Raw genomic sequence first — 21,472 nt, 5'->3', positions numbered from 1 at the left:
ACCTGCGCGGGGCGTCGTAGGGCAGCAGCCCGCTTCATGAAGGCCCGCGCCCCCGGCCTGGACCGGGCGGCGCCGGTGAATCCTGCCGGCGTGTGGTGGCGAAGCGTCTGCGGTACACGGTCGGAGTGGTGCCCAGGTGGCGGGCGAAGGCGCGGCGCAGGGTTTCGTCGCTGCCGAGCCCGCTGCGGTGCGCTGCCGAGGTCACGCTGTGCCCGTCGAGGAGGAGTTGCTGCGCTCGGTCGAGGCGGACGCGCTCCACCCAGCGGGCGGGTGTGGTGTTCAGCTCGGTCTGGAACAGCCGGGTCAGGTGCCGGGTGCTGACGGCGGCGGACGCGGCCATGGCGGGCAGGCTGTGGTCGGCGGCCGGGTCGGCGAGCACGGACGCGGTCACCGAGCCCAGCAGGTCGCTGCGGGCCGGTGGGGTCACCAGCGCCGTGGAGAACTGCGACTGTCCGCCCGGGCGTTGCATGAAGACGACCAGTTCGCGCGCGGCCTCCCGGGCCGCATCCGCTCCGTGGTCGTCCTCGACCAGTGCGAGGGCGAGATCGATGCCCGCGCTGATGCCGGCGGAGGTGACGTACCGGCCGTCCCGGATGTGGAGGGCGTCCGGTTCGACCCGCACGTCGGGGTAGCGGTGGGCGAGCGTCTTGGCATGCCGCCAGTGTGTGGTCGCCCTGCGCCCGTCGAGCAGGCCCAGTTCGGCGAGGACGAAGGCGCCGGTGCAGACCGACGCGACGCGTGGCGCCCGCTCGGCGAGGCCGGCGGCCGCGGCCAGCAGCTCCTCCTCCGGTGACTGCTCGGCCAGCCGGTCGGCTCCGGCGACCACGAGCGTGTCGACCGGCCCGACGTCGGCCGCGGTCACGGTCCGGGCCAGCGCCAAGCCCGAGGAGGTCGTGACGTCACCGCCGCGTGGGGAGACCAGCACCGGTGTGTAGGGGTGGCCGAGCCGTCCCGCCTGGTGCAGCACCTCCAAGGGGCCGCTGACGTCGAGCAGGGTCACATCGTCGAACACCAGGAACGCAACCCGATGCGTCATGTCTGAATCTGTGGGATGGATGGCAGTAGGGACATGGCGCCACGATATGGCACCGGGCGACGCTGAAGGAGATCACTGATCGAGCAAGGGCAGGAAGGCGGTCATCATGGGTGAATCGATTGCGGGCGTGCAGATCCCGGACAGTGCACTGACGCGGGAGGCGACCGAGCTGGTACGGGACGTCGCCTCGCCGCTGCTGTTCGATCACTCCCGGCGGGTGTTCCTCTTCGGGGCGCTGCGCGGTGGGGAGCAGAAGCTGGACTTCGACCCCGAGCTGCTCTACGTGGGCGCGATGTTCCACGACCTCGGGCTGACCGAGCGCTTCCGCCGCACCGACCAGCGTTTCGAGATCGACGGTGCCGACGAGGCCCGCCGCTTCCTGCACGCCCATGGCATCACCGATGAGCCGGCCGACCGGGTCTGGACGGCCATCGCCCTGCACACCACGCCGGAGATCCCCCTGCACATGGCGCCCGAAGTGGCCCTGGTGACCCGCGGCGTGGAACTGGACGTGCTGGGCATCGGCTACCACGCCGTCTCGGACGAACAGCGCGCTGCCGTCGTCGCGGCCCACCCCCGCCCGGACTTCAAGAACCGGATCCTCGCCGCCTTCACCGAGGGCATCGAGGACCGCCCCGAGACGACCTTCGGCAACGTCAAGGCGGACGTGCTGGCCCACTTCTGCCCAGGCTTCGTACGCGGCGACTTCGTGGAGGTCATCAAGGGCTCCGACTGGCCCGAGTAACGGCCTGAGTGTGCTGACAACGCGGTGCCCGGCGATGGCGAGGGGTCCTCAAGGCCCCCTCGCCATCGTCACGTCCAGGCGAAAGAATGAGCGGGCGATGCGAGCGGTGGCTCAGGCACATCCGCGCACCGGTGCTTCGATCACGGTGCACACCAGCGCAGGCTCCCGTACGGGACTCGTCGCGCAGAACGTCCTGCGCAGCGAAGGCGTCGACCTCGGCGCGGTCGTCACCGGCCACAGCGGTGACACCGCCGACCTGGACTACCTGCACGAAATCATCGACAACGGCTCGTACGTCGGAATGGACCGCTTCGGCCTCGACATCCTCCTGCCCGCCGACCAGCGGGTGGCGACCGTCGCGACGCTCGCGCGCGAAGGGTTAGCGCCGAACTGGCACCACACCCACCTGCACGACGAGGTACTCCCGGCGCCGCGCCGGGCCGGCGTCTCCGAACTCGCGCTGACCAGCCGGGTTCGGGCGACATTCAGCCGTTCGCGGCGGATAGCGGCCTCGACCGTGGCCCGTTGACCTGTGGGTGCCGTGTCGTGGGCGCCCTCCGCGGCCAGACAGGCCAGGTCCAGCAGCCGGTCGCACGCGATGTCGAAGCCGGCCTCGGAGAGCTGCTCGCGCTCTTCGTGCAGCGTCGTCGTCAACTCCCGGATGATTCGGCCCAGTCCGCGGACACCGCTGAGCATGTGCGGCCCTCCGGCCTGTCGCCCTGTTCCACCCAGGGCGTCCCGGCCAGCGGTACCAGGAGTTCGTACGTGCCCCGCGGATCGGACCGGATGTGCCGGGTGTCCCTGTCGGGGAGGGCGTGATCGAGGTCACATCTTCCGGATCGAACTCTGGGGCCCGTCATCCGTCTTGTCTGCGCTCGGCGATGCACAGACACAGAAAAAAAGAGTACGTCCTTCTCCGAACGAGTCGAAAGGAAAGGCATGTTTGACCGCGTTGCGGACCTGACGGTCCGGCGGCCCAGAATCGTGCTTGTAGTAGCCGCGGTCCTCGTTGCCGCGATGAGCGTCGTGGGTGTGGGCGCTTTCGGGAAACTGGTGGGCGGTGGTTTCGATGACCCGGATTCGCAGTCGACGCGTGCGAGTGAGGTCATAGATGAGGAATTCGGCGGAGAAGCGAACCTGGTGCTGCTGGTCAGCAGCGGCACCCAGCGTGTCACCGACTCGGCGGTCGAGCAGGACGGCCGCCAGTTGGTGTCCGAGCTGCGCAAGGAACCCGAGCTCAGCAACGTCGTCTCGTACTGGGACACGCGCAGCGACTCCCTGCTGGCCCGTGACGGCCGTTCGGCCATGGTCGTCGCCCATGTGAAGGGCGACGAGTCCACGCAGGAAGAGCACGCGCACGACGTCATCGACGCCTACGCGGGCCGGTACGAGGGACTCACCGTGCAGGCCGGCGGCGGCACCGCGGTGGGCACCGAACTGTCGGAGCAGGTCCTCAAGGACCTTCTCCTCGCGGAGATCATCGCCGTCCCCGTGACGCTGCTGCTCCTTCTCGTGGTGTTCGGGGGCGTGGTCGCGGCCCTGCTGCCGCTCGCCATCGGCACGGTGGCGGTCGCCGGGACCTTCGCGGAACTCTCCCTCCTGGGCAGCGTCACCGATGTGTCGGTCTTCGCGATCAATCTGACCACCGCCCTGGGGCTGGGGCTCGGCATCGACTACGCGCTGTTGATGATCAGCCGCTTCCGGGAGCAGCTCGCCGAGGGCATGAGCGTTGCCGACGCGGTTCGGTCGACCGTGCACACCGCCGGACGGACGGTCGTGTTCTCGGCAGGTACGGTCGCCGTCGCGCTCACCGCACTTCTCGTCTTTCCGCAGTACTTCCTCCGCTCCTTCGCCTATGCCGGCGTGGGCGTGGTGGTCATCGCCGCCCTCGGCACCCTGTTCGTGATGCCTGCTCTGCTCATGCTGCTGGGGCATCGCATCAACAGCGGCAAGCTCCCCTGGCCCAAGGCCGACCGTCATCGCCGGCGGGCACCGTTCTGGGGCCGACTGGCCGGGAACGTGATGCGCCGGCCGGTGCTGACCGCCGTCCCGGTCCTGGCGGTGCTCCTGCTCGCCGCGGCCCCGCTCATGGGCGTCACCTTCGGCACCCCCGACGAAAGGGTCCTGCCCGAGGACGCCCCGAGCCGACAGGTGTCCACGGCACTACAGGCGGACTTCCAGGGCGACGACGAGGCGGCCATCCAGGTCGTCGCCCGCGGATCCATGAGCTACGAGACCGTGGACGCCTACGCGCAGGAACTGTCGCTCCTCAACGGGGTCGCGCGCGTCGAGGCGTCGACGGGGTCCTATCAACAGGGAGGCGCGCAGGCCCCCGGCCCGGCGAACGAAGCCCTGGACGGCCCCGACGCGCAGCGCATCAGCATCATCGGCTCCGCACCGCCCAAGTCGGACAGCGCCCAGTCCCTTGTCCAGGTGGTCCGAGGGGTCAAGGCGCCCGCCGGCTCCGAGGAGGTTCTGGTGGGAGGCGGGGACGCCGAACTGCTCGACGCCAAGGACTCGATCGCGAGCCGCCTCCCTCTCGCCGCCGGCCTCGTCGCCGTCACCACCTTCATCCTGCTCTTCCTGTTCACGGGAAGCATCGTCCAGCCGATCCGCGCGCTGGTGCTGAACATGATCAGCCTCGCGGCGGCGATCGGCGCGATGACCTGGATATTCCAGGACGGCCATCTCAGCTCCGTGCTGGGATTCACCGCCCAGCCCATGGACACATCCATGACGGTCCTGCTCTTCTGCATCGCCTTCGGACTGTCCATGGACTACGAGGTGTTCGTCACCAGCAGGATCAAGGAACTCCACGAAGCCGGTGAGGACACCGAGACCGCTGTCGTTCACGGCCTCGGACACACCGGAAGAATCGTGAGCGCCGCGGCCTGTCTCCTCGCCGTCGGATTCTTCGCCTTCGCCACCGCGAAGGTCAGCTTCATGCAGATGTTCGGCCTGGGCAGCGGGCTGGCCATTCTCATCGACGCCATCGCCGTACGCGGAGTGCTGCTGCCGGCCGCCATGCGCCTCCTCGGCCGCTCGGCCTGGTACGCACCGGAACCTCTGCGCAGGTTCCACCAACGCTTCGGAATCAGCGAGAGCGACCCCACGGCGACCCACGCCTTCGCCGCACCAGAAACGCACGACGGAATGTCCATGAAGGGAGCCGCGAGGAATGCGTGACCTTGCGAAGTTCAGCATTGCCACCGCCGGTGTCTGCACTGTTCTGCTGACCGGCTGCACGAGCGACGACTCCGCCGACGACGCGTCGGCCACCAGGCCGTCGACGCCGGAAACGAGTACGGTCGCGGAGACTCCGAGCGCTGCCGCGGCATCGGGCACCGCCCTTGACGGCGGCTGGCTCGGCGAGTCCGATGTCGACAAGACGGCCATGATCATTCAGGGCAAGAGGGTCATGCTCGCCTTTCAGAGCACGGACGGCAAGAAGCGGCAGGCATGCGAGGGCCTTCTGCAACAGGAGCAGTCGATTCTGCTCAAGTGCGTCGACAAGAGCAAAGACCGCGTGAAGGGCACCATCGAAATAGCGAGCGGCGAGAAGATCGCCATTGCCTGGACCTCCGGCAAGAAGGACGTCCTGACGAAGAGCGGCAACGGTCAGACGGACTTCTCGCAGTGGGGTCTTCCCTCGCCTCCGGCGGCGGGGTGATTCCGTCCATGACTGTGACACGACGCTTCTCCGCCCCGGTGGTTCTGCCGGCCGACCCCGCATGTTCCGTACTCCGGGACGCGGTGGTCGACGTCGGACCCGACGGACGCATCACCTACTGCGGCGCTGCCGCTGCCGCTCCTTCGATCCCGGACGACATCCCGCGCAGCTCCTTGTCCGGCATCCTCGCTCCCGGTCTGGTCAATGCCCATGCGCACTCTCCGATGACTCTTCTACGGGGACTCGGCGGCGACCTTCCGCTGCTGGCGTGGCTCCAGGACGTCATCTGGCCGGCCGAGGCACGTATGCAGCCGCAGGACGCCCACACGGGGATGCTCCTGGGATGCGTCGAGATGCTCCGATACGGCGTGACCACCAGCGCCGAGATGTACGCACACGCCGAACACGTGGTCGACGCGGCGCTGGAGGCCGGTAGCCGTGTCCTCGTCGCACCCGCCTATTTCGACCGGCCCGGAGGCGACTGGCGCGGTGACCTCGCGGCCATAGGGAAGTGGATCGACGCGGACGGCCTGCGCTTCGGGCCGGGCGATCGCATCGAACTCTGCTACGGGCCGCACTCCGCCTACACCCTGCCGCCCGAGGCCCTGCACGCGACGGCGGAGGAGGCCGCGCAACGCGGGGCGCTGGTGCACATCCATGTCGCGGAGACCCTTGCCGAGGACGTCGCACAACGCGAGCAACACGGATCGGTGCCTCAACTGCTGCGGACGAGCGGGCTTCTCGACGGTCGGCTGCTGGCGGCGCATGCCGTGCATCTCTCCGACAGCGACATCCGGCTGCTCGCGGAGTCAGGGGCCGGTGTCGCGCACTGCCCGGGCTCGAACGCCAAACTCGCCTCCGGAACGGCTGCGCTGCACGCGCTCCGCGCCGCGTCCGTCCCCGTCGGTCTCGGTACCGACGGACCTGCGAGCAACGACGATCTCGACCTGTGGGAGGAAGCGCGTCTTGCGATGATGTTCTGCCGCCTTTCCACGGCCGACCCGTTGGCCCTCACAGCCCAGGACGCCTTCCTCATGGCGACTTCGGGCGGAGCGGCGGCATTGGGCAGGACGGATATCGGATCCCTTCGCACAGGAAACTGGGCGGACATGGTTCATATCGCCGTGGACGGCCCTCATTTCGCGGCAGGCCTGGATGTCGCGGACGGCCAACTGCTCGCGAATCTCATGTGGGCGGCCGGCTCTCGCGCGGTCAACGATGTCTGGGTCGCGGGTGAGGCCGTGGTCGTGAACGGCGAGACGGTCCGCGTCGACCGGATCGCCGTGCAACGTGCTGCCGGTGAAGCAGCAGCACGCCTTGGATGAACCGCCTGTGTGATGCAGGACACTCACTTGGGAGGCTTCATGTCGTCCCCGATACCGCCTGACCCGAAGGGCGACCCAAAGGGCACCGACGATTCCCATGGGAAATCGGCCGGTCGTCTCGTCGGTCGAGCAGCGGAACTGGCGGTCATCGACGGCCTCTTCGGCTCAGCCGTCACGCGCGGAACCGCGCTGATGCTGACCGGAGAGGCCGGGGTGGGCAAAAGCGCGCTGCTGGACGCCGCGGCGCTGCGTGCGTCCGAAATCGGCTTCCGGGTTCTGCGTGTCGTCGGCTCGCAATTCGAGAAAGGTGTCAGCTTTTCGGCACTGAACCAGATCTTGCAGCCGCTGGCCGGAGAGATTCCGGCTCTGCCGCCCCGGCAGGCGGAAACACTGCAGGCAGTCCGAGGGCTGGCCGAAGGGCGGCCCACCGAACTGCTGGTCATCGCGAACGCTGTGCAAGCCCTGCTGACCCGGGCGGCCACCGCGAGCAGTCCCCTTGCGCTCGTCATCGATGACGTGACGTGGCTGGACCGCCCCAGCGCCGCGGTCCTGGGTACCGTCGCCCGCTCCGTCCACACCGGCTCCCTCGCCCTGCTCGCCGCGTCCCGGACCGGCGACGTGTCCTTCCTGAGCAGCACCGGGACGCCCACACACGAGGTTCAGCCCCTGGACGACGTAGCGGCGCACGAGTTGGTGAGCGAGCGGTTCCCCGCCATGGCGGCCAGGGTCCGCCGGCGTCTGGTCTCCGAGGCCCGGGGAAACCCCCTGGCGCTGCTGGAGTTGCCCGTCCCGCTCAATGACGCACAGCAGACGGAGCGAGGAACGCTGCCGGCCGTGCTGCCGCTGACCGAGCGCCTCAAGAAGATCTTCTCCTCCCGCGTCGAGGCCCTCCCGGACGCCACACGGAAACTGCTGCTGCTGGCCGTCCTTGACGCCTCGGGTGATCTGCACGTCCTCCAGCGGGCCATGGGCAGCCCGGACGGCCTGCGCGGGCTGTGCTCGGCCGAGCGGGCCGGACTCGTACAGGTCGACAACCTCACGGGCCGTCTGGTCTTCCGGCACCCGCTCACCCGTTCCGCGGTCATGGATCTGTCGACCAGCGCCGAACGCCGGTGGGGACACCTGACGCTCGCCGGGGAACTGCCGGAAGGGTCCGAACGCCGGGCCCGGCACCTCGCCGACGCCGCCGTCGGCCCCGACGACCAAGTGGCCGCCCTGCTGCACGAGGTGGCCTACAGCACCCTGCACCGTGGCGATGCCGTCGGCGCCATCTCCACCCTGCTGCGTGCCTCGGAGCTGAGCAGCACAGGGGAGGCCAAGGGGCGGAGACTGGCCGAAGCGGCCTGTCTGGGCGCCAACATCACCGGTGATCTCGGCAACGTACGCGCTCTGCTGGAGAATGCCGGCCGTGCCGATCCGGCCGGCACCGAATCCCTTGCGGCCGCCACCGCTGCGGCCAGCCAACTCCTCAACGGCGAGGGCGACGTGGACACGGCCCATAGGCTGCTCGTCACCGCCATCGACACCCATGCCCGGCCCGAGGACACGGACGACAACATCCTCCGCGAAGCCCTGAACACCCTCCTCATGGTGTGCTTCTTCAGCGGACGGCCGGAACTGTGGCACTCCTTCGACAGCGTCGTGACGCGCTGCCGGCCGCCCTCTTCGAACCGTCTGCTGCCGGTCATCCTGGGCGCCTTCGGCGATCCGGCGTACGCGGCACTGCCCGTACTCGACCGTCTCGACGGGCTGATCTCGGGCCTCCACCAGGAGTCCGACCCCGTACGCGTCTTCGGGACCGCGCTCTCGGCCGCCTACGTCGACCGCCTGCCGGGCTGCCGCAGTGCGTTGCGGCGCGTCATCGACGACGGCCGGAACGGAGGAGCCATGGCCCTGGCGATCCAGGCGCAGTTCCTCCTGGCGAACGACGCCTACGCCGGTGGCCAGTGGGACGACCTCATGGAGATGACCGACGAGGGCCTCGGGTGGTGCGCGACGTACAACTACCGGCTGCCGGCCTCGTCGGGCCACTTCCTTCAGGGGCTACTGGCCGCCGCCCGAGGCGACAGCTCCACCGCACGCGAGGTCGCGGACCGCCTCGTCTCCTGGGGCAATCCCCGAGGGCTGGGGGCGCTCCGTGTCTACGCCGCTCAGATCCGGGCGCTGTCGGCGCTCGGCAGCGCGGACTTCGACACCGGCTACCGCCTTTTGAGAGCCCTCGGCACACCCGGTGAGGTGCCGCGGTATCAGCCCCACGCCCTCTGGCTCCTGCTGGATTTCGCTGAAGCCGCGACGCGGACCGACCACCACGATGAAGCGGCCGCGCATGTGGAGGCGATCAGAAAGACCGACATCCCGTCGATCTCCCCGCGGCTGGCCATGCTGACCGATGCCGCCGAGGCCATGGCCGTCCCGGACTTCATCGACCATGATCTGTTCGAAGCGGCCATCGCCACGCCCGGCGCCGAGCGCTGGCCGTTCGACTGGGCCCGGATCTGTCTGGCCTACGGCGAGAGACTGCGCCGAGCCAAGGCGGGTGTCGCGGCACGCGTGCACCTGGAGGCCGCGCTCGGCACGTTCGAACGTCTGGGAGCCGTGCCCTGGAGTGCGCGAGCGGCGAGCGAACTGCGGGCGAGCGGGATCCTCATCAGGACCGTCATACCCGGCGCGGGCCCGCCCTCCCAACTGACCCCGCAGGAACGGCAGGTGGCACAGCTGGCCGCCACGGGACTGACCAACAAGCAGATAGCCGCGCACCTCTTCCTGTCTCCCCGCACCGTGGCCGCCCATCTGCGGGGCGTCTTCCGGAAGTTGAACGTCACCTCGCGCGCCGGACTGCGCGACGCGCTGAGCGGCGTCACGCCATGAGGTGCCAACTCCAGTTGCGGCGTTCGTACGCCACCTGGAAGCCGAGGCGGAGCATGTTGTGCAGGGAGGAGTTGTGGGTCCCCGGGGCCTCGGCACCGGTCTCGGCGATGAGCACACGACACCCGAGTTGCTGCGCCAGCCGGGCCCGGGCGGCCAGCAGGGCCGTTTGGCCACCGCGCTTACGCGCGTGCGGCAGCACACCGCCGGCGAACATCTGCGCCGTCCCACCCCGGACGAGCATGGTTCCGGTCCCGACGATCTCCCCGTCCAGCCACGCGGCGAAGGGATGCCACCCCGGCTGGGTCGCGGACGCGGCGCCCATCCCCGAGTAGTGCTCGACCGGCGCACCGAAGGCACGCATCATGACCGAGCCCCACTCACCGGCTCGGCCGACTTCCAAGGGGGCGACGCGGATTCCGTCGGGAGACACGTCCAGTGCGTCGGCGCGGGCGACAGCCTCCTCGGTCGGGCACACGAGCTTCACCCAGGACGACTCCGGGCTGATGCCTTCCCGTTCACAGATCTCCGGCCACTCCTCGGGCAGGAACGCGGGGGCGATCTGGAAAGTGGCCTGCGGAGTCTTCTCGGCCCGGTAGAAGTCGCAGACCTCCCGGATCAGATCGGTGGTCACGGCGGCGGTGACGCCGAAGCCGAGGGCTTTGCTCCAGTAGTGGGTGGGGTCGTTGCGCATCGACAGCACCACTCCGCCACCGATCCGCGTGCCGCTCATTCCCAGTGCGGTGCGGACGGTCTCGGGAGCCTCGGTCTCGAATCGGAAGAGCGCTTCTGCCTCGGACTGTTCGGCGACGGACGGCTGAACGACGGTACTCATGAACCTGTTTCTCTTTGAGGAAGCGAATTCGGGAAGGGAAGCCGACAGCCCACCTGGCTCGAGGCGGGCTGTCGCTCGGGTTCTGCCTAGGCCTGGTGGGCGGCGGCCTGCTTGATCAGCTCGGCCACCGCTTCCGGCCGGGAGACGTAGATGGCGTGGCTTCCGGCGGCCTCGGTCACGGTGGCTCCGGCGCGCTCGGCCATGGAGCGCTGCGCCGGCGGGGGGATCATGCGGTCGTCGGTCGCGACGAGGTACCAGCTCGGCTTGGTGCGCCAGGCGGCCTCCGTGACGGTCCCGCCGAGCGCCCCCACACCCCACGGAACCTGCGAGTCGGCCATGAACCGGGCGTCCTCGGGCGGCACATCGGCCGCGAACGACGCGGCGAACTTCTCCCGGTCCAGGAACAGGAAGCCGTCCTGGGGCGGCAGGATCGGCGGAACGGGCGCGTCGGGAGCCGGGTCGGCGATCAGAGTGCCGACCGACTCGTCCTTGTCCGGCGCGAAGGCCGCGATGTAGACGAGCTTGGCCACCCCTTCGTGCCGGCCGGCCTCCGTGATCACGGCGCCTCCGTAGGAGTGGCCGACGAGCACGGACGGCCCGTCCTGGGCGTCGAGGACCTGGTGCGTGACCGCCACGTCGCCTTCGAGGGAGTGGGTCGGGTTCTGGACGACGCTGACGTTGAAGCCGTCGCGGGTGAGGAGGCGGTACACCGACTGCCAGCCGGAGCCGTCGACGAATCCTCCATGGACGAGCACGACGTTCTTCACGGTACTCATGTGATTGCTCCTCGTGTGCCGGAAACCTTCCGGGCACTTACAAGCTAGAACGCACCGCCCGCTCCGGCTTCGACCAAATGGCCTAGTTGTCGTGGGCGTTCACAAAACGCGCCACTGCCTGCGCGAAGGCCTCCGGCTCCTCCAGGTGACCGAAGTGCCCGCTGTGCTCGAGGATCCGCAGCTCCGATCCGGGGATCAGCCCGTGCAGTTCCTCGGCCCAGCGCACCCCGCAGATGAAGTCGTGGCGGCCGACGACGACGAGGGCCGGCACGGCGAGTGCGCCGAGATCCGCACGGTCGTCGACGACGGACGGGGCGAGGTCCTCGTCCAGCCAGGAGATATGGGTGGCCTTCAGGGAGGCACGCAACGCGGCGAACTCCTCCTCCCGGCCCCAGTAGTCGGCGAAGTACGCGGGGAACAGCCCCTTGGCGACGGCCGTCTGCGCCGCGTCGTCGGAGATGGTGGGAATCGTCTGGAAAGCTGCCAGGATCCCGGGGAGTTCGGGGTGCCCGGCATGCCGCTCCGCGAACAACTCCACCTGGCGCATGGTTTCGGCGCCGTGTTCGGGACCGGTCACCGGCGAGCTCTCGTAGAGGATCACCCCGGCGATGCGCTCGGGGCGGTGCAGGGCGTGGTACTGGGCGACGAAGCCGCCGTGCGAATGACCCAGAAGGTGCACTTCCGGGACCCCGAGGTGCTCGATCAACGCATCAAGGAAGTGGCTGTAGCGGGGCCGGGTGTAGCCGTTGGGGTGGGAGGGCAGGCGGCCGGAGGCGCCGGAGCCGATGGGCTCCGGGTAGACGACCGTCAGGTGCCGCTCCAGCGCCGGCATGCGCAGGTACTCCCAGAAGATGCCCGGCCCACCGGAATGGGCGACGCACACCGGTCCCGTGCCGCGCACGTGATAGCGCTGCACGACTCCGTCGATTTCGATGGTGTGCGTTCCGACGGTAAGCGGATCGGTCGAAGTGGTGGTCATGGGGTCTCCTGTCCCGCAGGTGTCAACGACACCGGCAGGACGCTGGAGACAGAGCGAAGTTCGACGCGAATCGTGTGATGGCCGTCACATGGGAAGCAGTGGGTTGGTGGCCCGGTAGGGCTTCGGGTGGAACAGTCGCAGGCGGTGCACCCGGCTGAGCTTCGTCTACCGGGTCCTCGTCAGGTGGACCCCGAAGAAGTCGGTCAGCCTCGCGACTGCGGGGCCCACGTACTGCTCCCTGTCGTAGAGGTCGACATGGCCGGCACCGTCGATCCAGTGCAGCTCCTTGGCGCCGAGGGCGTTCTGGAACGCCTCGATGCTCATCCACGAGGTCACTGCCTCGCGTCCGACGATCATCAGTAGCGGGCGCGGGGCGATCAGGTCGACGAACCGGAAGGCGTCGAAGGACACGATCCGGTCGACGCTGATCCAGGGCAGGGACTTCGCTGAGCGCGGGTGGAATCCGCGGTCGGTGCAGTAGTACTCGAAGCCCTCCGAGCCGTGCCGGCCGCCCATGGCCCTGGCCTGCTCGGCGGTGTCAGGGAAGAGCGGGAAGCGCCGGGTCTCCTCGCCGTGGGCTGCTGCGGTACGCGCCACGGCGGCCGCGTCCAGCATGCCCTGGATGACTGCGGGGTCCTGGGCTCCGTCGGCGCCCAGGCGGAACTGGCGGGCGATGTCGACAGCGCTGACGGTGGCGACGGCCTTGATGCGGTGATCGGCCGCGGCGGCCGCAAGGGCATACCCGCCGGAGGCGCAGATGCCCAGCGCACCGATGCGGTCGGGATCGACCTCGTCACGGGTGGTGAGGAACGAGACCGCGGCCTTGATGTCCTCGACCCGATGGGCCGGGTCCTCCAGGCCACGCGGTTCACCCTCGCTCTCACCCTGGTAGGCGGCGTCGAACGCGAGCGTGACGTAGCCCTGCTCGGCCAGGCGCCGCGCATACAGGCCGGCGGTCTGCTCCTTCACACCGCTGCCCGGGTGGCCGACGACGATCGCCGGGTGCGGGTCGGCCGACGCCCCGTCCGGGGTGTACAGGTGGCCGGCGAGCTTCAGGCCGGCGCTGGGAAAGGTGATGTCTGTCTTCACGGTGGTGCTCTCCAGGTGCACGAGAAAACGGGGGCTTCGGAGGGCGATGGCTGCCTGAACCCCGAGGCCATGTCCTCACCGTCGCGCCGCCCGGTGACCCGTGCCAGGGACGGCCCTGCCTATGCAGACCAGTACCAGGCACGCGACCGCGCTCTTGCGCACACTGGAACCATGGAACAGCCCGGCACCTCTCCCAGCGGCACTGAACTGGGCGCCTTCCTTCGCTCCCGGCGCGCTGCCCTCCATCCGCGCCAGGCCGGACTGCCTGACGACGGCAGCCTGCGCCGGGTACCAGGTCTACGCCGCGAGGAGCTGGCACAGCTCGCGCACGTCAGCGTCGACTACATCGTCCGGCTGGAGCAGGGACGCACCCGCCGGGTCTCCCGCCCCGTCCTCGACGCGCTCGCCCAGGCGCTGCAACTCGCCTCGGACGAGCGCGCCTACCTCTTCACCCTGGCCGATCTCGCACCCGCCACGCCCGCTCGACAGCCCGGTCGGTCCCAGGTCGCTCCGCGGCTGCGGCAACTGCTGGAGACCATGCACGACGTGCCTGCGCTGGTGCTGAGCCGTGGCATGGACGTGGTCGCCTGGAACAGGGGGGCCACCGCTCTGCTGGCCGACTTCGGCGCCATGCCCCCGGCGGAGCGCAACCTGATCCGGCTGACCTTTCTCGACGACACCTTCCGGTCCCTGTATGCGGACTGGCCGCGCGTCGCCCGCGAGTGCGTCGCCGTCCTGCGGATGGAAGCGGGCCGGCACCCCGAAGACCCGACGCTGACCGCCCTGGTCGACGAACTGAACGCCCGTGACCCGGACTTCCGCACCTGGTGGGCCGGCCACCAGGTGCGCGGGCCACGACAACTCACCAAGACCTACCACCATCCCGTCGCCGGCACCCTCACCCTCGACGTCCAGCAGTTCTCCGTCGACACCCACCCCGACCAGCTCCTGGTCGCCTACACGGCACCGGCCGACTCGCCGTCCCACGAGGCGTTGCGTTTCCTCCTCCAGTGGTCCACCGGCCGGGACACGGCGGCGAAATAACCGGGTGAACGCTCACTGCTGCGGCTGTGGGAAGACCACCCGGAGCCTCTGAACACGTCCGTCGCGGCGGAACATGAGCCAGGCGACGCTCGGCGGGCAGACATGGACGGCACCCGGGTGGCTGATGCCCATCTCCCAGATGCCGATGGAGCGGCTGGCCACCACATGGTGCACGTGCTGGCGCACCCCGTCTTCCAGGAACCGGCGCATGACAGGGACGGGATGGACGCGTTGGCCCGGCCGACCGAGTGCGCCGACCATCTCGGACTCCGCCGGCCACAACTCGGAGATCTCCCGAGGCAGGGAACCGGATTCCCACGCCTGCATGGTCGCCACGGCCTCGTGCCTGCTGTCCTCGGCGAGAGCGGAGGCGTCGTCGTGCGTCTGCGAGGCGGTCGACATGAGGGCCGCGGCCATCTTTCCCCGGGCCTGGTTGAGCCGGCTGCGCACCGTGCCCACCGGCACCTCACAAGCAGCGGCGATCTCCTCGTAGGACGTGATGCCAGTGAAGTGCCGCAGCATCAGCACCAGCCGTAGTTTCGGCGGCAGTTCCTCCACCGCGTACCAGATCCAGTCCCGCATCGCGTGCTGCTCGATGAGCCGCTCGGGGTGCGACGGCTCATGGTCGCGCAGATGCAGATGGTCCAGGCCGTCCAGGCCGTCCAGGCCGGGAATCTCTCGCGTGCCGCGCAGGCGCGTGCGGGCGCCGTTGCGGACGACCGCCTTCAACCACGCACCCACGGCCGCGGGTTCTCGTACGTCTCCGATGCGGCGCAGCGCGGTGAGCGCCGCGTCCTGTACGGCGTCCTCGGCGTCGGGGCCGTAGCCGAGCAGGCTCAGCGCCACCGCGCGCATCGGCGCCTGATGCCGGGCCAGCAGCAGACCGAGGGCACCGGTCTCGCCGGCCTGGGCCCTGCGGGTGAGTTCCTCATCCGTGGGCGGGTTGACGGATGCCATGTCTGAACGCCTCCGTGGCGACGTATCCCGAACCGTACGCAGAGTAGACCCTGCGCATCAGCCATTGGTCCAGGATCGGCTGACGGGCTCCGGCAGCCAGCTTCCGTGGAAGCCCGCCGGGACCGGATACGGCAGTTCCACCACTGCCTGGACGGAGAGTTCCGCGGCGTCGAGGACGAGCAGTTCCCCGGCCTCACCGTCATCGTTCGAGACGAGCGACAGGAGCCAGCCCTCGTCCTCGTCGGTGCCGCCCGCCGCCGGTACGAAGACCGCCTCGCCGGCGTAGCGGCTGCCGGGCGTCTCGTAGGTGTGACTGGTGCGGCGCATGAGGTCGTGTTTGGTGATGCCGTCACCGGAGACGGTGTACAGGTAGCGGTTCGGGTGCCCCGTGAAGGCATCGTTGTGGGTGGGGAACTCGGCTGCGCGGTCGTCCAGTTGGGACTCCGTGACGCGCCCGGAGGCCGGGTTCAGGGTCCAGCGGTGCAGGACGGCGCGGGCGGGGGAGTGGCCCGGTTCCCGCACCCCGGCCTGGCCGCTCGGCCCGCCGATGGCCGACCAGGTGTGCTGGAAGCCCGCATCGTCGTAGCGCACCGCGTCCAGCACGAGGTGCCCGTGCGCATCCTCGTACGCGTTGCCGACGTGGAAGACGTAGCAGGGATCGATCCCGTACCACCGCACGTCGGTGGAGCCGGGCGTTCGGGACATGACTCCGAGCCGCGCGCCGTACTCCTCGTCCCACCGGTAGGGCAGAGCGCCGCGTCTGGCGAGGGCGGGGTCGAAGACGACGGGCAGATCGAGCCAGACGACGTGGTGCTCGGTGATGGCGAAGTCGTGCATCATCGTCGGGCCAGGCACGTCGACCGGCCGGCTGTCGAGCAGCAGTCCCTCCGCGGTGACCCGGTGGTACGTGAGGTAGGGAGGGGTGAACCCGGTCCCGAACAGGTGCAGTTCGCCCGTCACGGGGTCTTCCTTGGGATGAGCGGTCATCGCGGTGGTCAGCCGTCCCGCGAAGTCGTACGGCCCGACGGTCTCCAGCGAGGGCGAGACCCAGTAGGGGAGGCCCACCTCGCACAGGGCCAGCACGATGCCGGCGTGCCGGATCACATGGGTGTTGGCGGGCGTCACGGCCAGGTCGATGGTGAAGTCCTCGCGGATGAACGGATATCCCGCCAGCTGCCGGGTGAGGACCCACCGGTTGCGGTACCACTCGGCGCGTCCGTCGCGCAGCCGGATCCCGTGGAGCATGCCGGGACCCGTGAACCGGTGCCCCCGGTACCGGCCGGGCGGCGGATTCGGACCGTTGCGCAGATAGCGGCCGTCCAGATCGGGTGGCAGGGCGCCCCGCACCGTGAGATCGGCAGCGCTGTGCTCCTCGGGGACCGGGGCGAAGCGGCCCCGGAGATACGGGGGAAGAGCTGTCTGGTCGCTCATTCTGCTTTCCTTCCGATGCCGCTCAGTGGCCGACGTCGACTGGATAGATGGCGACCAGCAAAGTTCGGTCATTGGACCGTGACGCTCATCACGGTCCCGCAGACGACTGTGACCAGGGCCTTGTCATCTCGCCCTGACGAGCCCCGCGCACAGGCATACGGTGGTGGGGCAGAGCCGATGGCGGCACCGGACGGCAGCTGGGCCGGAGGTAGCGATGCGTCCAACCAATCTCACCGGGGAGTCGGCCGAATACGTCAGCGCCCGCGAGGAGCTGCGGCACGCCGAGATCGAGCTGATGCGCCACCGTGAACGCGTCGCCGACCTGCGCCGCCGGTTGCCGCTGGGCCCTGTCGTCGACGACTACGTCTTCGAGGAAGGCCCGGCCGATCTACAGGCCGGCGACGCGCCGACGCGGACCGTGCGCCTGCGTGACCTGTTCACCGGCCCCGGACGTGACCTCGTCGTCTACCACCTCATGTACGGCAAGAAGCAGACCGAGCCGTGCCCCATGTGCACGATGTGGTGCGACGGTTTCAACGGAGTGGCCCGCCACATCGCGCAGAACGCCGACCTCGCGATCGTCGCCGCAGCCGACCTGCCCGCACTCCGCGCGCACGCCCGCAACCGGCAGTGGACGAACCTGCGTCTGCTCGGCGCCGGGGCCGGCACCTTCAAATACGACCTGGGCAGCGAGGACGCCGACGGCAACCAGGACTCGACGGTGTCGGTGTTCACCCGCGACGACGACGGGTCGGTACGCCACTTCTACTCGGTGCACCCCCGGTTGTCCGAAGACATCGACCAGCGGGGCATCGACCTGTTCAGCCCCGTATGGCACCTCCTCGACCTGACCCGCCGAGGCCGGGGCGACTGGATCGCCTCACTGAGCTACTAGAGGCCGGTCGGGCACCGGCCGTCGGGGGCAACGGAGTCTCCGCTGCCCCCGCACCGGCTCCAGGTCAGATCCGGTCGGCCGCGATCAGGAGATAGTGGAAGCTGCCCTCCTTGTACGCCGCCAGGAACGCCTCCTCGATCCCTGTCGCCACCTCGGACTGCGCGCGCAACTCCCAGTACGGGATCGTCGCCGGCGTCAGGTCCACCACATCGATCGGTACGAGGCCGTTGGCGGCCAGTGCCCGGAAGTACTCACTGCGCGGGTGGATGTTGCAGGTGTAGTGCTCGTCGATCCTGCTGACCGCCTTGGACCGCAGCCCCTGGACGTCGTTGGAGCAGCCGGTGATGCACACGTACCGGCCGCCGTACTCCAGCAGCCGCGCGAACTCCCCGTACAGCTCGAAGAGATCGACGTACATCGTCGTCTCGTTGGTCCAGATGCCGCGCCGCGAGCCGGTGTCGAAGCCGGTGTCGAGCATGTTCTTGAAGTGGAAGCGCACTCGGTCGTCGACGCCGCGCCGGGCAGCCTGGTCGCCCGCGAAGCCGACCTGTTGCTCGGAGATGCTGACGCCGTCGACATGGCAGCCGAAGCGGGCGTTGGCCATGATGCTGGTGCCGCCGCGGCCGGAACCGGCGTCCAGGAGACGGTCCCCGGGCTCGATCTCGCCCAGGTGGTCGAGGAGTACGTCGGCCTGCGAGGTCTCCAGCCGGTGCATCTCCTCGATCATGCGCTGCTCGCGGGTGCCGGCCGGGCCTTCGAGGACGGACGGGTCGTATTCGCCGAGGCCGTAGTGGTGGTGGTAGAGGTCGTCGACCTCACCGAGGCGGAGGTTGACGGGGTTCTTCTCGGCGTTCCAGTAGGCGGCGACGGACTTCTGGTAGGCGGTGCGCAGGACGCGGTGTGCGGTGTTCGAGGGCATCTCGGTGATGGACATGCTGGATCGATCTCCTTGCTGGTAAGGGGATGTGAAAGGGCGTCAGGCTGCCGTGGTGTAGCGGGCGCTACGGGCATGCCATTCGCGGCTGCCGCCGAGCCAGGCCCAGGTGCCGGCCAGGAAGCGGCGCAGCTCGGGGGAGCCGGTGAGGGCGAGGGCGGCCGCTTCAGCCTCGAAGGTGTGCATGAGTTCGTTGTGCAGGTCGACGGTGCGGTCGACGGCCTCCTCCAGGGAGCAGTCGTCCTCGGTGGCGATCAGCCGGGGAAGGCTGAAGTCCGTCGGGCTCTCCTTGCCCATGGAGTAGAGGTCGTTGACGATGACGCTCGCCGATCCGGCCATGGTGAACGCCCGGCGCACGCGGGGATCGGCGAACTCGCCCTGCGGCACCTCGTATCCGGCGACCGCGTCGACGAGCACCATGCAGGGCACGAAGCTGTTCTCGTGCCGGTGCATCAGGAACTCCCAGACCGGCGGCCGCTGTTCGCCCGTCTGCCAGACAGCCTCCTGGTTGTACGCCACGAACATGATCGCCAGCTCGTGGCGGAGCCGGCGCACCTGGGTGGTGGTGGCAAAGCGGGCGAGACCGTCGAGGCCGGAGCGCAGCGCCCGCATGACCGGGTCGGCCCGGACGACCTCCTCCAGCCGTGCGGCGTACGACAGCGGCAGGTGGGCCTGGTCGATCACCGAGTGGGCGATCGCGAGGCGCTGCCCGAGCAGTTCCGGCCGGGCCACCTCCACCTCGCCGTCCATGTAGTGGTCGTCGACGGACCACTCGGACAGCGCGCACTTGGCCGCCGCCAGCAGCCGGTCGGGATCGTCCGACTCGGGATGCGCCAGCATGATCAGGCGGCCGAAGTCCGCCCGGTGGACCTTGTCGAGCTGGCCGGGATAGATCCCGACCTCCTCGGCCCACTCGACCAGCCGCTCGTTGACGGTCTCACCCAGGGCGGGATCGTCGCGGACGGCGGGCGGACAGTGCAACCGCGCGCCGGGCTCGACGGGCGGTACTTCCGGAGGCGGACCGGGGGCGAACGCGCGGGCGGCCGACGTGCCGAGACCTGCGGGACCGGTCGGCATGCGGGGCCCTGGCAGTCGTACGACGCCTGCGGGCGGCGGCGTGGGCAGAGCGGTCCCGACCGGCCGCGCCGCCGACGTGCCCGGTCCGGCCGGAGCGGACGGCAGCCGCAGCTGCGCGGTGACCCGGGCCGACAGCAACGCCGCCACCAGCTCGGCCAGTTCACGGCTCGCCGGGGGCGCCAGAGCCCTGGAGATGACAGACACCGGCGTCAGCTCCCGCTCGGGCGGGAGACCTCGACGTTCTCCAGGAGGCCGAGCGCGTCCGGCACCAGCACCGCTGCCGAGAAGTACGTGCTGACCAGGTAGGAGGTGACGGCCTGCTCGTTGAGGCCCATGAACCGCACATTCAGGCCCGGCTCGATCTCGTCCGGGATCCCGGTCTGGAACAGGCCGATCACGCCCTGGTCCTCCTCGCCGGTGCGCATCGCGATGATCGTCGAAGTGCGCGCGCGGCTCACCGGGATCTTGCCGCACGGCAGGATCGGCACCCCGCGCCACGCCGGCAGATGGTGGCCGCCCAGGTCGACGCTGCCGAAGTAGATGCCGCGCTTGTTGCACTCCCGGCCGAACGCGGAGATCGCCCGCGGATGCGCGAACAGGAATCGCGTGCCGCGCCGCATGCTCAGCAGTTCGTCCAGGTCGTCCGGGGTCGGCGGCCCGGAGTGGGTGGAGATCCGCTGGTGGTAGTCGGCGTTGTGCAGCAGCCCGAAGTCCCGGTTGTTGACCAGCTCGTGTTCCTGGCGTTCGCGCAACGCCTCGACGGTCAGCCGGAGTTGCTGCTCGGTCTGGTTCATCGGCTGGTTGTAGAGGTCGGCCACGCGCGTGTGCACCCGCAGTACTGTCTGCGCGACGCTCAACTCGTACTCGCGCGGGGCGAGTTCGTAGTCGACGAAGGTGCCCGGCAGATCCGGTTCGCCGACATGCCCCGAGCTGAGCGCGATGGCGGCCTCGCCCGACCGGTTGGTGGGTTTGTGGTGGTCCGACCCGGCTTGCAAGACGTGCGCGTGCAGGTCCTGATGCCGGCCCGCCACTGCCTCGTACGCCGCGCGCGGCAGCGCCAGCACCGTGGTGGCCGTCGTGGCGCGCGCCGTGAAGTCCCAGGCGCCGTCCGCCCCGGCGAGGACATGGCCGCCGAAGGTGTCCCCGTCCGCCAGCAGACCCACGACCGCCTCACCGCCGTAGGGGCCCGCGCCGATCTGCTCCACCTTGCCGTGCGCCACGAGGTACACATGGTCGGCCGGGCCGCCGGCGGTCACGACGACCTGGCCCGGTGCGTACTCCCGCTGCTCGAACCGCTCGGCCAGTGCGCCGAGCGCGTCACCGTCCGAGAAGCCGCGCAGCAAGGGGAGTTCGCACAGCTCCGCCGGGACGACCCTGACCTCCGATCCCGTCTTGACGAACGTGACGCGCCCGTCGCCGATCGTGTAGGTCAGGCGCCGGTTGACCCGGTACGTGCCGCCCGGCACGTTCACCCACGGCAGCATGCGGGTCAGCCACCGGGAGCTGATCTCCCGCATCTGGGGTACGGACTTGGTCGTGGTCGCGAGGTTCCGCGCGGCGGCGGTCCCGAGGCTCTGCTGCGCCCGTTCCGCTGCGTCCGCCGGGGGCGCCGTATCGGTCTCGACCGACATGGTTCCTTCTCTCCTGTCGCGATGAGTGACAGTCCATTTGCGGACCGTCATATTCCGCGGCTACAGCTACCCGTGAGCGGCCCCGTCGAGTGATGCCGGCGGACGGCGCACGAGGCACGCCCCGCACCCAAGTGCCCCCGCACCACCCCGGATTCCTTCGTCTGCACCTACTTGGCGGTATCC

At 69.6% G+C, this 21,472-nt stretch carries 18 protein-coding genes; 8 read left to right on the top strand and 10 right to left on the bottom strand.

The genetic code is table 11. The annotated features are described in order from the left end of the window. Positions 1 to 34: 34 nt before the first annotated feature. The gene (locus tag KCH87_RS26280; RefSeq protein WP_210588727.1) at positions 35 to 1,036 is read right to left on the bottom strand and encodes a GlxA family transcriptional regulator; all 1,002 of its coding nucleotides are present in this window, start codon (positions 1,034 to 1,036) and stop codon (positions 35 to 37) included. Positions 1,037 to 1,142: 106 nt separating this feature from the next. Between KCH87_RS26280 and KCH87_RS26275 the strand changes: the two genes are divergently transcribed. The 6 genes from KCH87_RS26275 (at position 1,143) to KCH87_RS26250 (ending at position 9,644) form a co-directional block, all read left to right on the top strand. Then, positions 1,143 to 1,781: an HD domain-containing protein gene (locus KCH87_RS26275; protein WP_210588726.1), complete on the top strand. Its 639-nt coding sequence runs from the start codon at positions 1,143 to 1,145 to the stop codon at positions 1,779 to 1,781. Positions 1,782 to 1,878: 97 nt separating this feature from the next. Beyond that, a complete protein-coding gene (locus KCH87_RS26270; protein ID WP_247196847.1) occupies positions 1,879 to 2,310 on the top strand; it encodes a hypothetical protein in 432 nt (143 codons plus the stop codon). A gap of 410 nt (positions 2,311 to 2,720) precedes the next feature. Beyond that, positions 2,721 to 4,967 carry an MMPL family transporter gene (locus tag KCH87_RS26265; protein ID WP_210588724.1) on the top strand — a complete coding sequence of 749 codons (2,247 nt, stop codon included), beginning with the start codon at positions 2,721 to 2,723 and terminating at the stop codon, positions 4,965 to 4,967. Continuing rightward, positions 4,960 to 5,451: a hypothetical protein gene (locus KCH87_RS26260; RefSeq protein ID WP_210588723.1), complete on the top strand. Its 492-nt coding sequence runs from the start codon at positions 4,960 to 4,962 to the stop codon at positions 5,449 to 5,451. The genes KCH87_RS26265 and KCH87_RS26260 overlap by 8 nt, the downstream gene beginning before the upstream one ends. Positions 5,452 to 5,459: 8 nt before the next feature. Further along, a complete protein-coding gene (locus tag KCH87_RS26255) occupies positions 5,460 to 6,776 on the top strand; it encodes an amidohydrolase family protein (RefSeq protein WP_210588722.1) in 1,317 nt (438 codons plus the stop codon). 39 nt (positions 6,777 to 6,815) lie between these two features. Beyond that, positions 6,816 to 9,644: an AAA family ATPase gene (locus KCH87_RS26250; RefSeq protein ID WP_210588721.1), complete on the top strand. Its 2,829-nt coding sequence runs from the start codon at positions 6,816 to 6,818 to the stop codon at positions 9,642 to 9,644. On the opposite strand, the gene KCH87_RS26245 is transcribed toward KCH87_RS26250, so the two are convergent. The 4 genes from KCH87_RS26245 to KCH87_RS26230 all read right to left on the bottom strand — a co-directional run bounded on the left by KCH87_RS26245 (position 9,634) and on the right by KCH87_RS26230 (position 13,320). Further along, positions 9,634 to 10,476 carry a GNAT family N-acetyltransferase gene (locus KCH87_RS26245; RefSeq protein WP_210588720.1) on the bottom strand — a complete coding sequence of 281 codons (843 nt, stop codon included), beginning with the start codon at positions 10,474 to 10,476 and terminating at the stop codon, positions 9,634 to 9,636. The two genes, KCH87_RS26250 and KCH87_RS26245, sit on opposite strands and share 11 nt — an antisense overlap. A gap of 86 nt (positions 10,477 to 10,562) precedes the next feature. Next, entirely contained in the window at positions 10,563 to 11,252 is a 690-nt protein-coding gene (locus KCH87_RS26240; protein ID WP_210588719.1) for an alpha/beta fold hydrolase, read from the bottom strand. 82 nt (positions 11,253 to 11,334) lie between these two features. Next, on the bottom strand, positions 11,335 to 12,231 hold the full coding sequence (locus tag KCH87_RS26235; protein ID WP_210588718.1) for an alpha/beta fold hydrolase: 897 nt from the start codon (positions 12,229 to 12,231) through the stop codon (positions 11,335 to 11,337). 165 nt (positions 12,232 to 12,396) lie between these two features. Next, positions 12,397 to 13,320: an alpha/beta hydrolase gene (locus KCH87_RS26230; protein ID WP_210588717.1), complete on the bottom strand. Its 924-nt coding sequence runs from the start codon at positions 13,318 to 13,320 to the stop codon at positions 12,397 to 12,399. A gap of 171 nt (positions 13,321 to 13,491) precedes the next feature. On the opposite strand from KCH87_RS26230, the gene KCH87_RS26225 reads away from it, so the two are divergent. Then, on the top strand, positions 13,492 to 14,364 hold the full coding sequence (locus KCH87_RS26225) for a helix-turn-helix transcriptional regulator (protein WP_210588716.1): 873 nt from the start codon (positions 13,492 to 13,494) through the stop codon (positions 14,362 to 14,364). A 12-nt stretch (positions 14,365 to 14,376) separates the two neighbouring features. Here KCH87_RS26225 and KCH87_RS26220 read toward each other — a convergent pair whose 3' ends face one another. Beyond that, positions 14,377 to 15,321 carry an RNA polymerase sigma factor gene (locus tag KCH87_RS26220; RefSeq protein WP_210588715.1) on the bottom strand — a complete coding sequence of 315 codons (945 nt, stop codon included), beginning with the start codon at positions 15,319 to 15,321 and terminating at the stop codon, positions 14,377 to 14,379. A 57-nt stretch (positions 15,322 to 15,378) separates the two neighbouring features. Then, on the bottom strand, positions 15,379 to 16,752 hold the full coding sequence (locus tag KCH87_RS26215; protein WP_210588714.1) for a carotenoid oxygenase family protein: 1,374 nt from the start codon (positions 16,750 to 16,752) through the stop codon (positions 15,379 to 15,381). A gap of 214 nt (positions 16,753 to 16,966) precedes the next feature. Here KCH87_RS26215 and KCH87_RS26210 point away from each other — a divergent pair, with 214 nt between their 5' ends. Next, positions 16,967 to 17,647: a DUF899 family protein gene (locus tag KCH87_RS26210; RefSeq protein WP_210588713.1), complete on the top strand. Its 681-nt coding sequence runs from the start codon at positions 16,967 to 16,969 to the stop codon at positions 17,645 to 17,647. Positions 17,648 to 17,711: 64 nt separating this feature from the next. On the opposite strand, the gene KCH87_RS26205 is transcribed toward KCH87_RS26210, so the two are convergent. Genes KCH87_RS26205 through KCH87_RS26195 form a run of 3 tightly spaced genes read right to left on the bottom strand, consistent with a single transcriptional unit; the run spans position 17,712 to position 21,289 of the window. Beyond that, complete coding sequence (locus tag KCH87_RS26205) at positions 17,712 to 18,581, bottom strand: geranyl diphosphate 2-C-methyltransferase (protein WP_247196846.1); 870 nt, start codon at positions 18,579 to 18,581, stop codon at positions 17,712 to 17,714. A gap of 42 nt (positions 18,582 to 18,623) precedes the next feature. Next, a complete protein-coding gene (locus KCH87_RS26200; protein ID WP_308298917.1) occupies positions 18,624 to 19,862 on the bottom strand; it encodes a family 2 encapsulin nanocompartment cargo protein terpene cyclase in 1,239 nt (412 codons plus the stop codon). Positions 19,863 to 19,867: 5 nt separating this feature from the next. Further along, positions 19,868 to 21,289, bottom strand: coding sequence for a family 2B encapsulin nanocompartment shell protein (locus tag KCH87_RS26195; protein WP_210588712.1), 1,422 nt, complete (start codon positions 21,287 to 21,289; stop codon positions 19,868 to 19,870). Positions 21,290 to 21,472 lie beyond the last annotated feature (183 nt).

Source organism: Streptomyces sp. GESEQ-35 (assembly GCF_017948485.1).
In the GTDB taxonomy this organism is placed as follows: Bacteria; Actinomycetota; Actinomycetes; order Streptomycetales; family Streptomycetaceae; genus Streptomyces.
The sequence above is the reverse complement of the archived record's forward strand: the minus strand, read 5'-3'. Positions and strand labels throughout refer to the sequence as shown.

Coding starts and splice junctions, on each gene's coding strand:
- KCH87_RS26235 (WP_210588718.1), bottom strand. CDS start 12,231: ATGACCACCACTTCGACCGATCCGCTTACCGTCGGAACGCACACCATC.
- KCH87_RS26255 (WP_210588722.1), top strand. CDS start 5,460: ATGACTGTGACACGACGCTTCTCCGCCCCGGTGGTTCTGCCGGCCGAC.
- KCH87_RS26265 (WP_210588724.1), top strand. CDS start 2,721: ATGTTTGACCGCGTTGCGGACCTGACGGTCCGGCGGCCCAGAATCGTG.
- KCH87_RS26240 (WP_210588719.1), bottom strand. CDS start 11,252: ATGAGTACCGTGAAGAACGTCGTGCTCGTCCATGGAGGATTCGTCGAC.
- KCH87_RS26260 (WP_210588723.1), top strand. CDS start 4,960: ATGCGTGACCTTGCGAAGTTCAGCATTGCCACCGCCGGTGTCTGCACT.
- KCH87_RS26205 (WP_247196846.1), bottom strand. CDS start 18,581: ATGTCCATCACCGAGATGCCCTCGAACACCGCACACCGCGTCCTGCGC.
- KCH87_RS26250 (WP_210588721.1), top strand. CDS start 6,816: ATGTCGTCCCCGATACCGCCTGACCCGAAGGGCGACCCAAAGGGCACC.
- KCH87_RS26220 (WP_210588715.1), bottom strand. CDS start 15,321: ATGGCATCCGTCAACCCGCCCACGGATGAGGAACTCACCCGCAGGGCC.
- KCH87_RS26270 (WP_247196847.1), top strand. CDS start 1,879: ATGCGAGCGGTGGCTCAGGCACATCCGCGCACCGGTGCTTCGATCACG.
- KCH87_RS26195 (WP_210588712.1), bottom strand. CDS start 21,289: ATGTCGGTCGAGACCGATACGGCGCCCCCGGCGGACGCAGCGGAACGG.
- KCH87_RS26225 (WP_210588716.1), top strand. CDS start 13,492: ATGGAACAGCCCGGCACCTCTCCCAGCGGCACTGAACTGGGCGCCTTC.
- KCH87_RS26280 (WP_210588727.1), bottom strand. CDS start 1,036: ATGACGCATCGGGTTGCGTTCCTGGTGTTCGACGATGTGACCCTGCTC.
- KCH87_RS26210 (WP_210588713.1), top strand. CDS start 16,967: ATGCGTCCAACCAATCTCACCGGGGAGTCGGCCGAATACGTCAGCGCC.
- KCH87_RS26215 (WP_210588714.1), bottom strand. CDS start 16,752: ATGAGCGACCAGACAGCTCTTCCCCCGTATCTCCGGGGCCGCTTCGCC.
- KCH87_RS26245 (WP_210588720.1), bottom strand. CDS start 10,476: ATGAGTACCGTCGTTCAGCCGTCCGTCGCCGAACAGTCCGAGGCAGAA.
- KCH87_RS26275 (WP_210588726.1), top strand. CDS start 1,143: ATGGGTGAATCGATTGCGGGCGTGCAGATCCCGGACAGTGCACTGACG.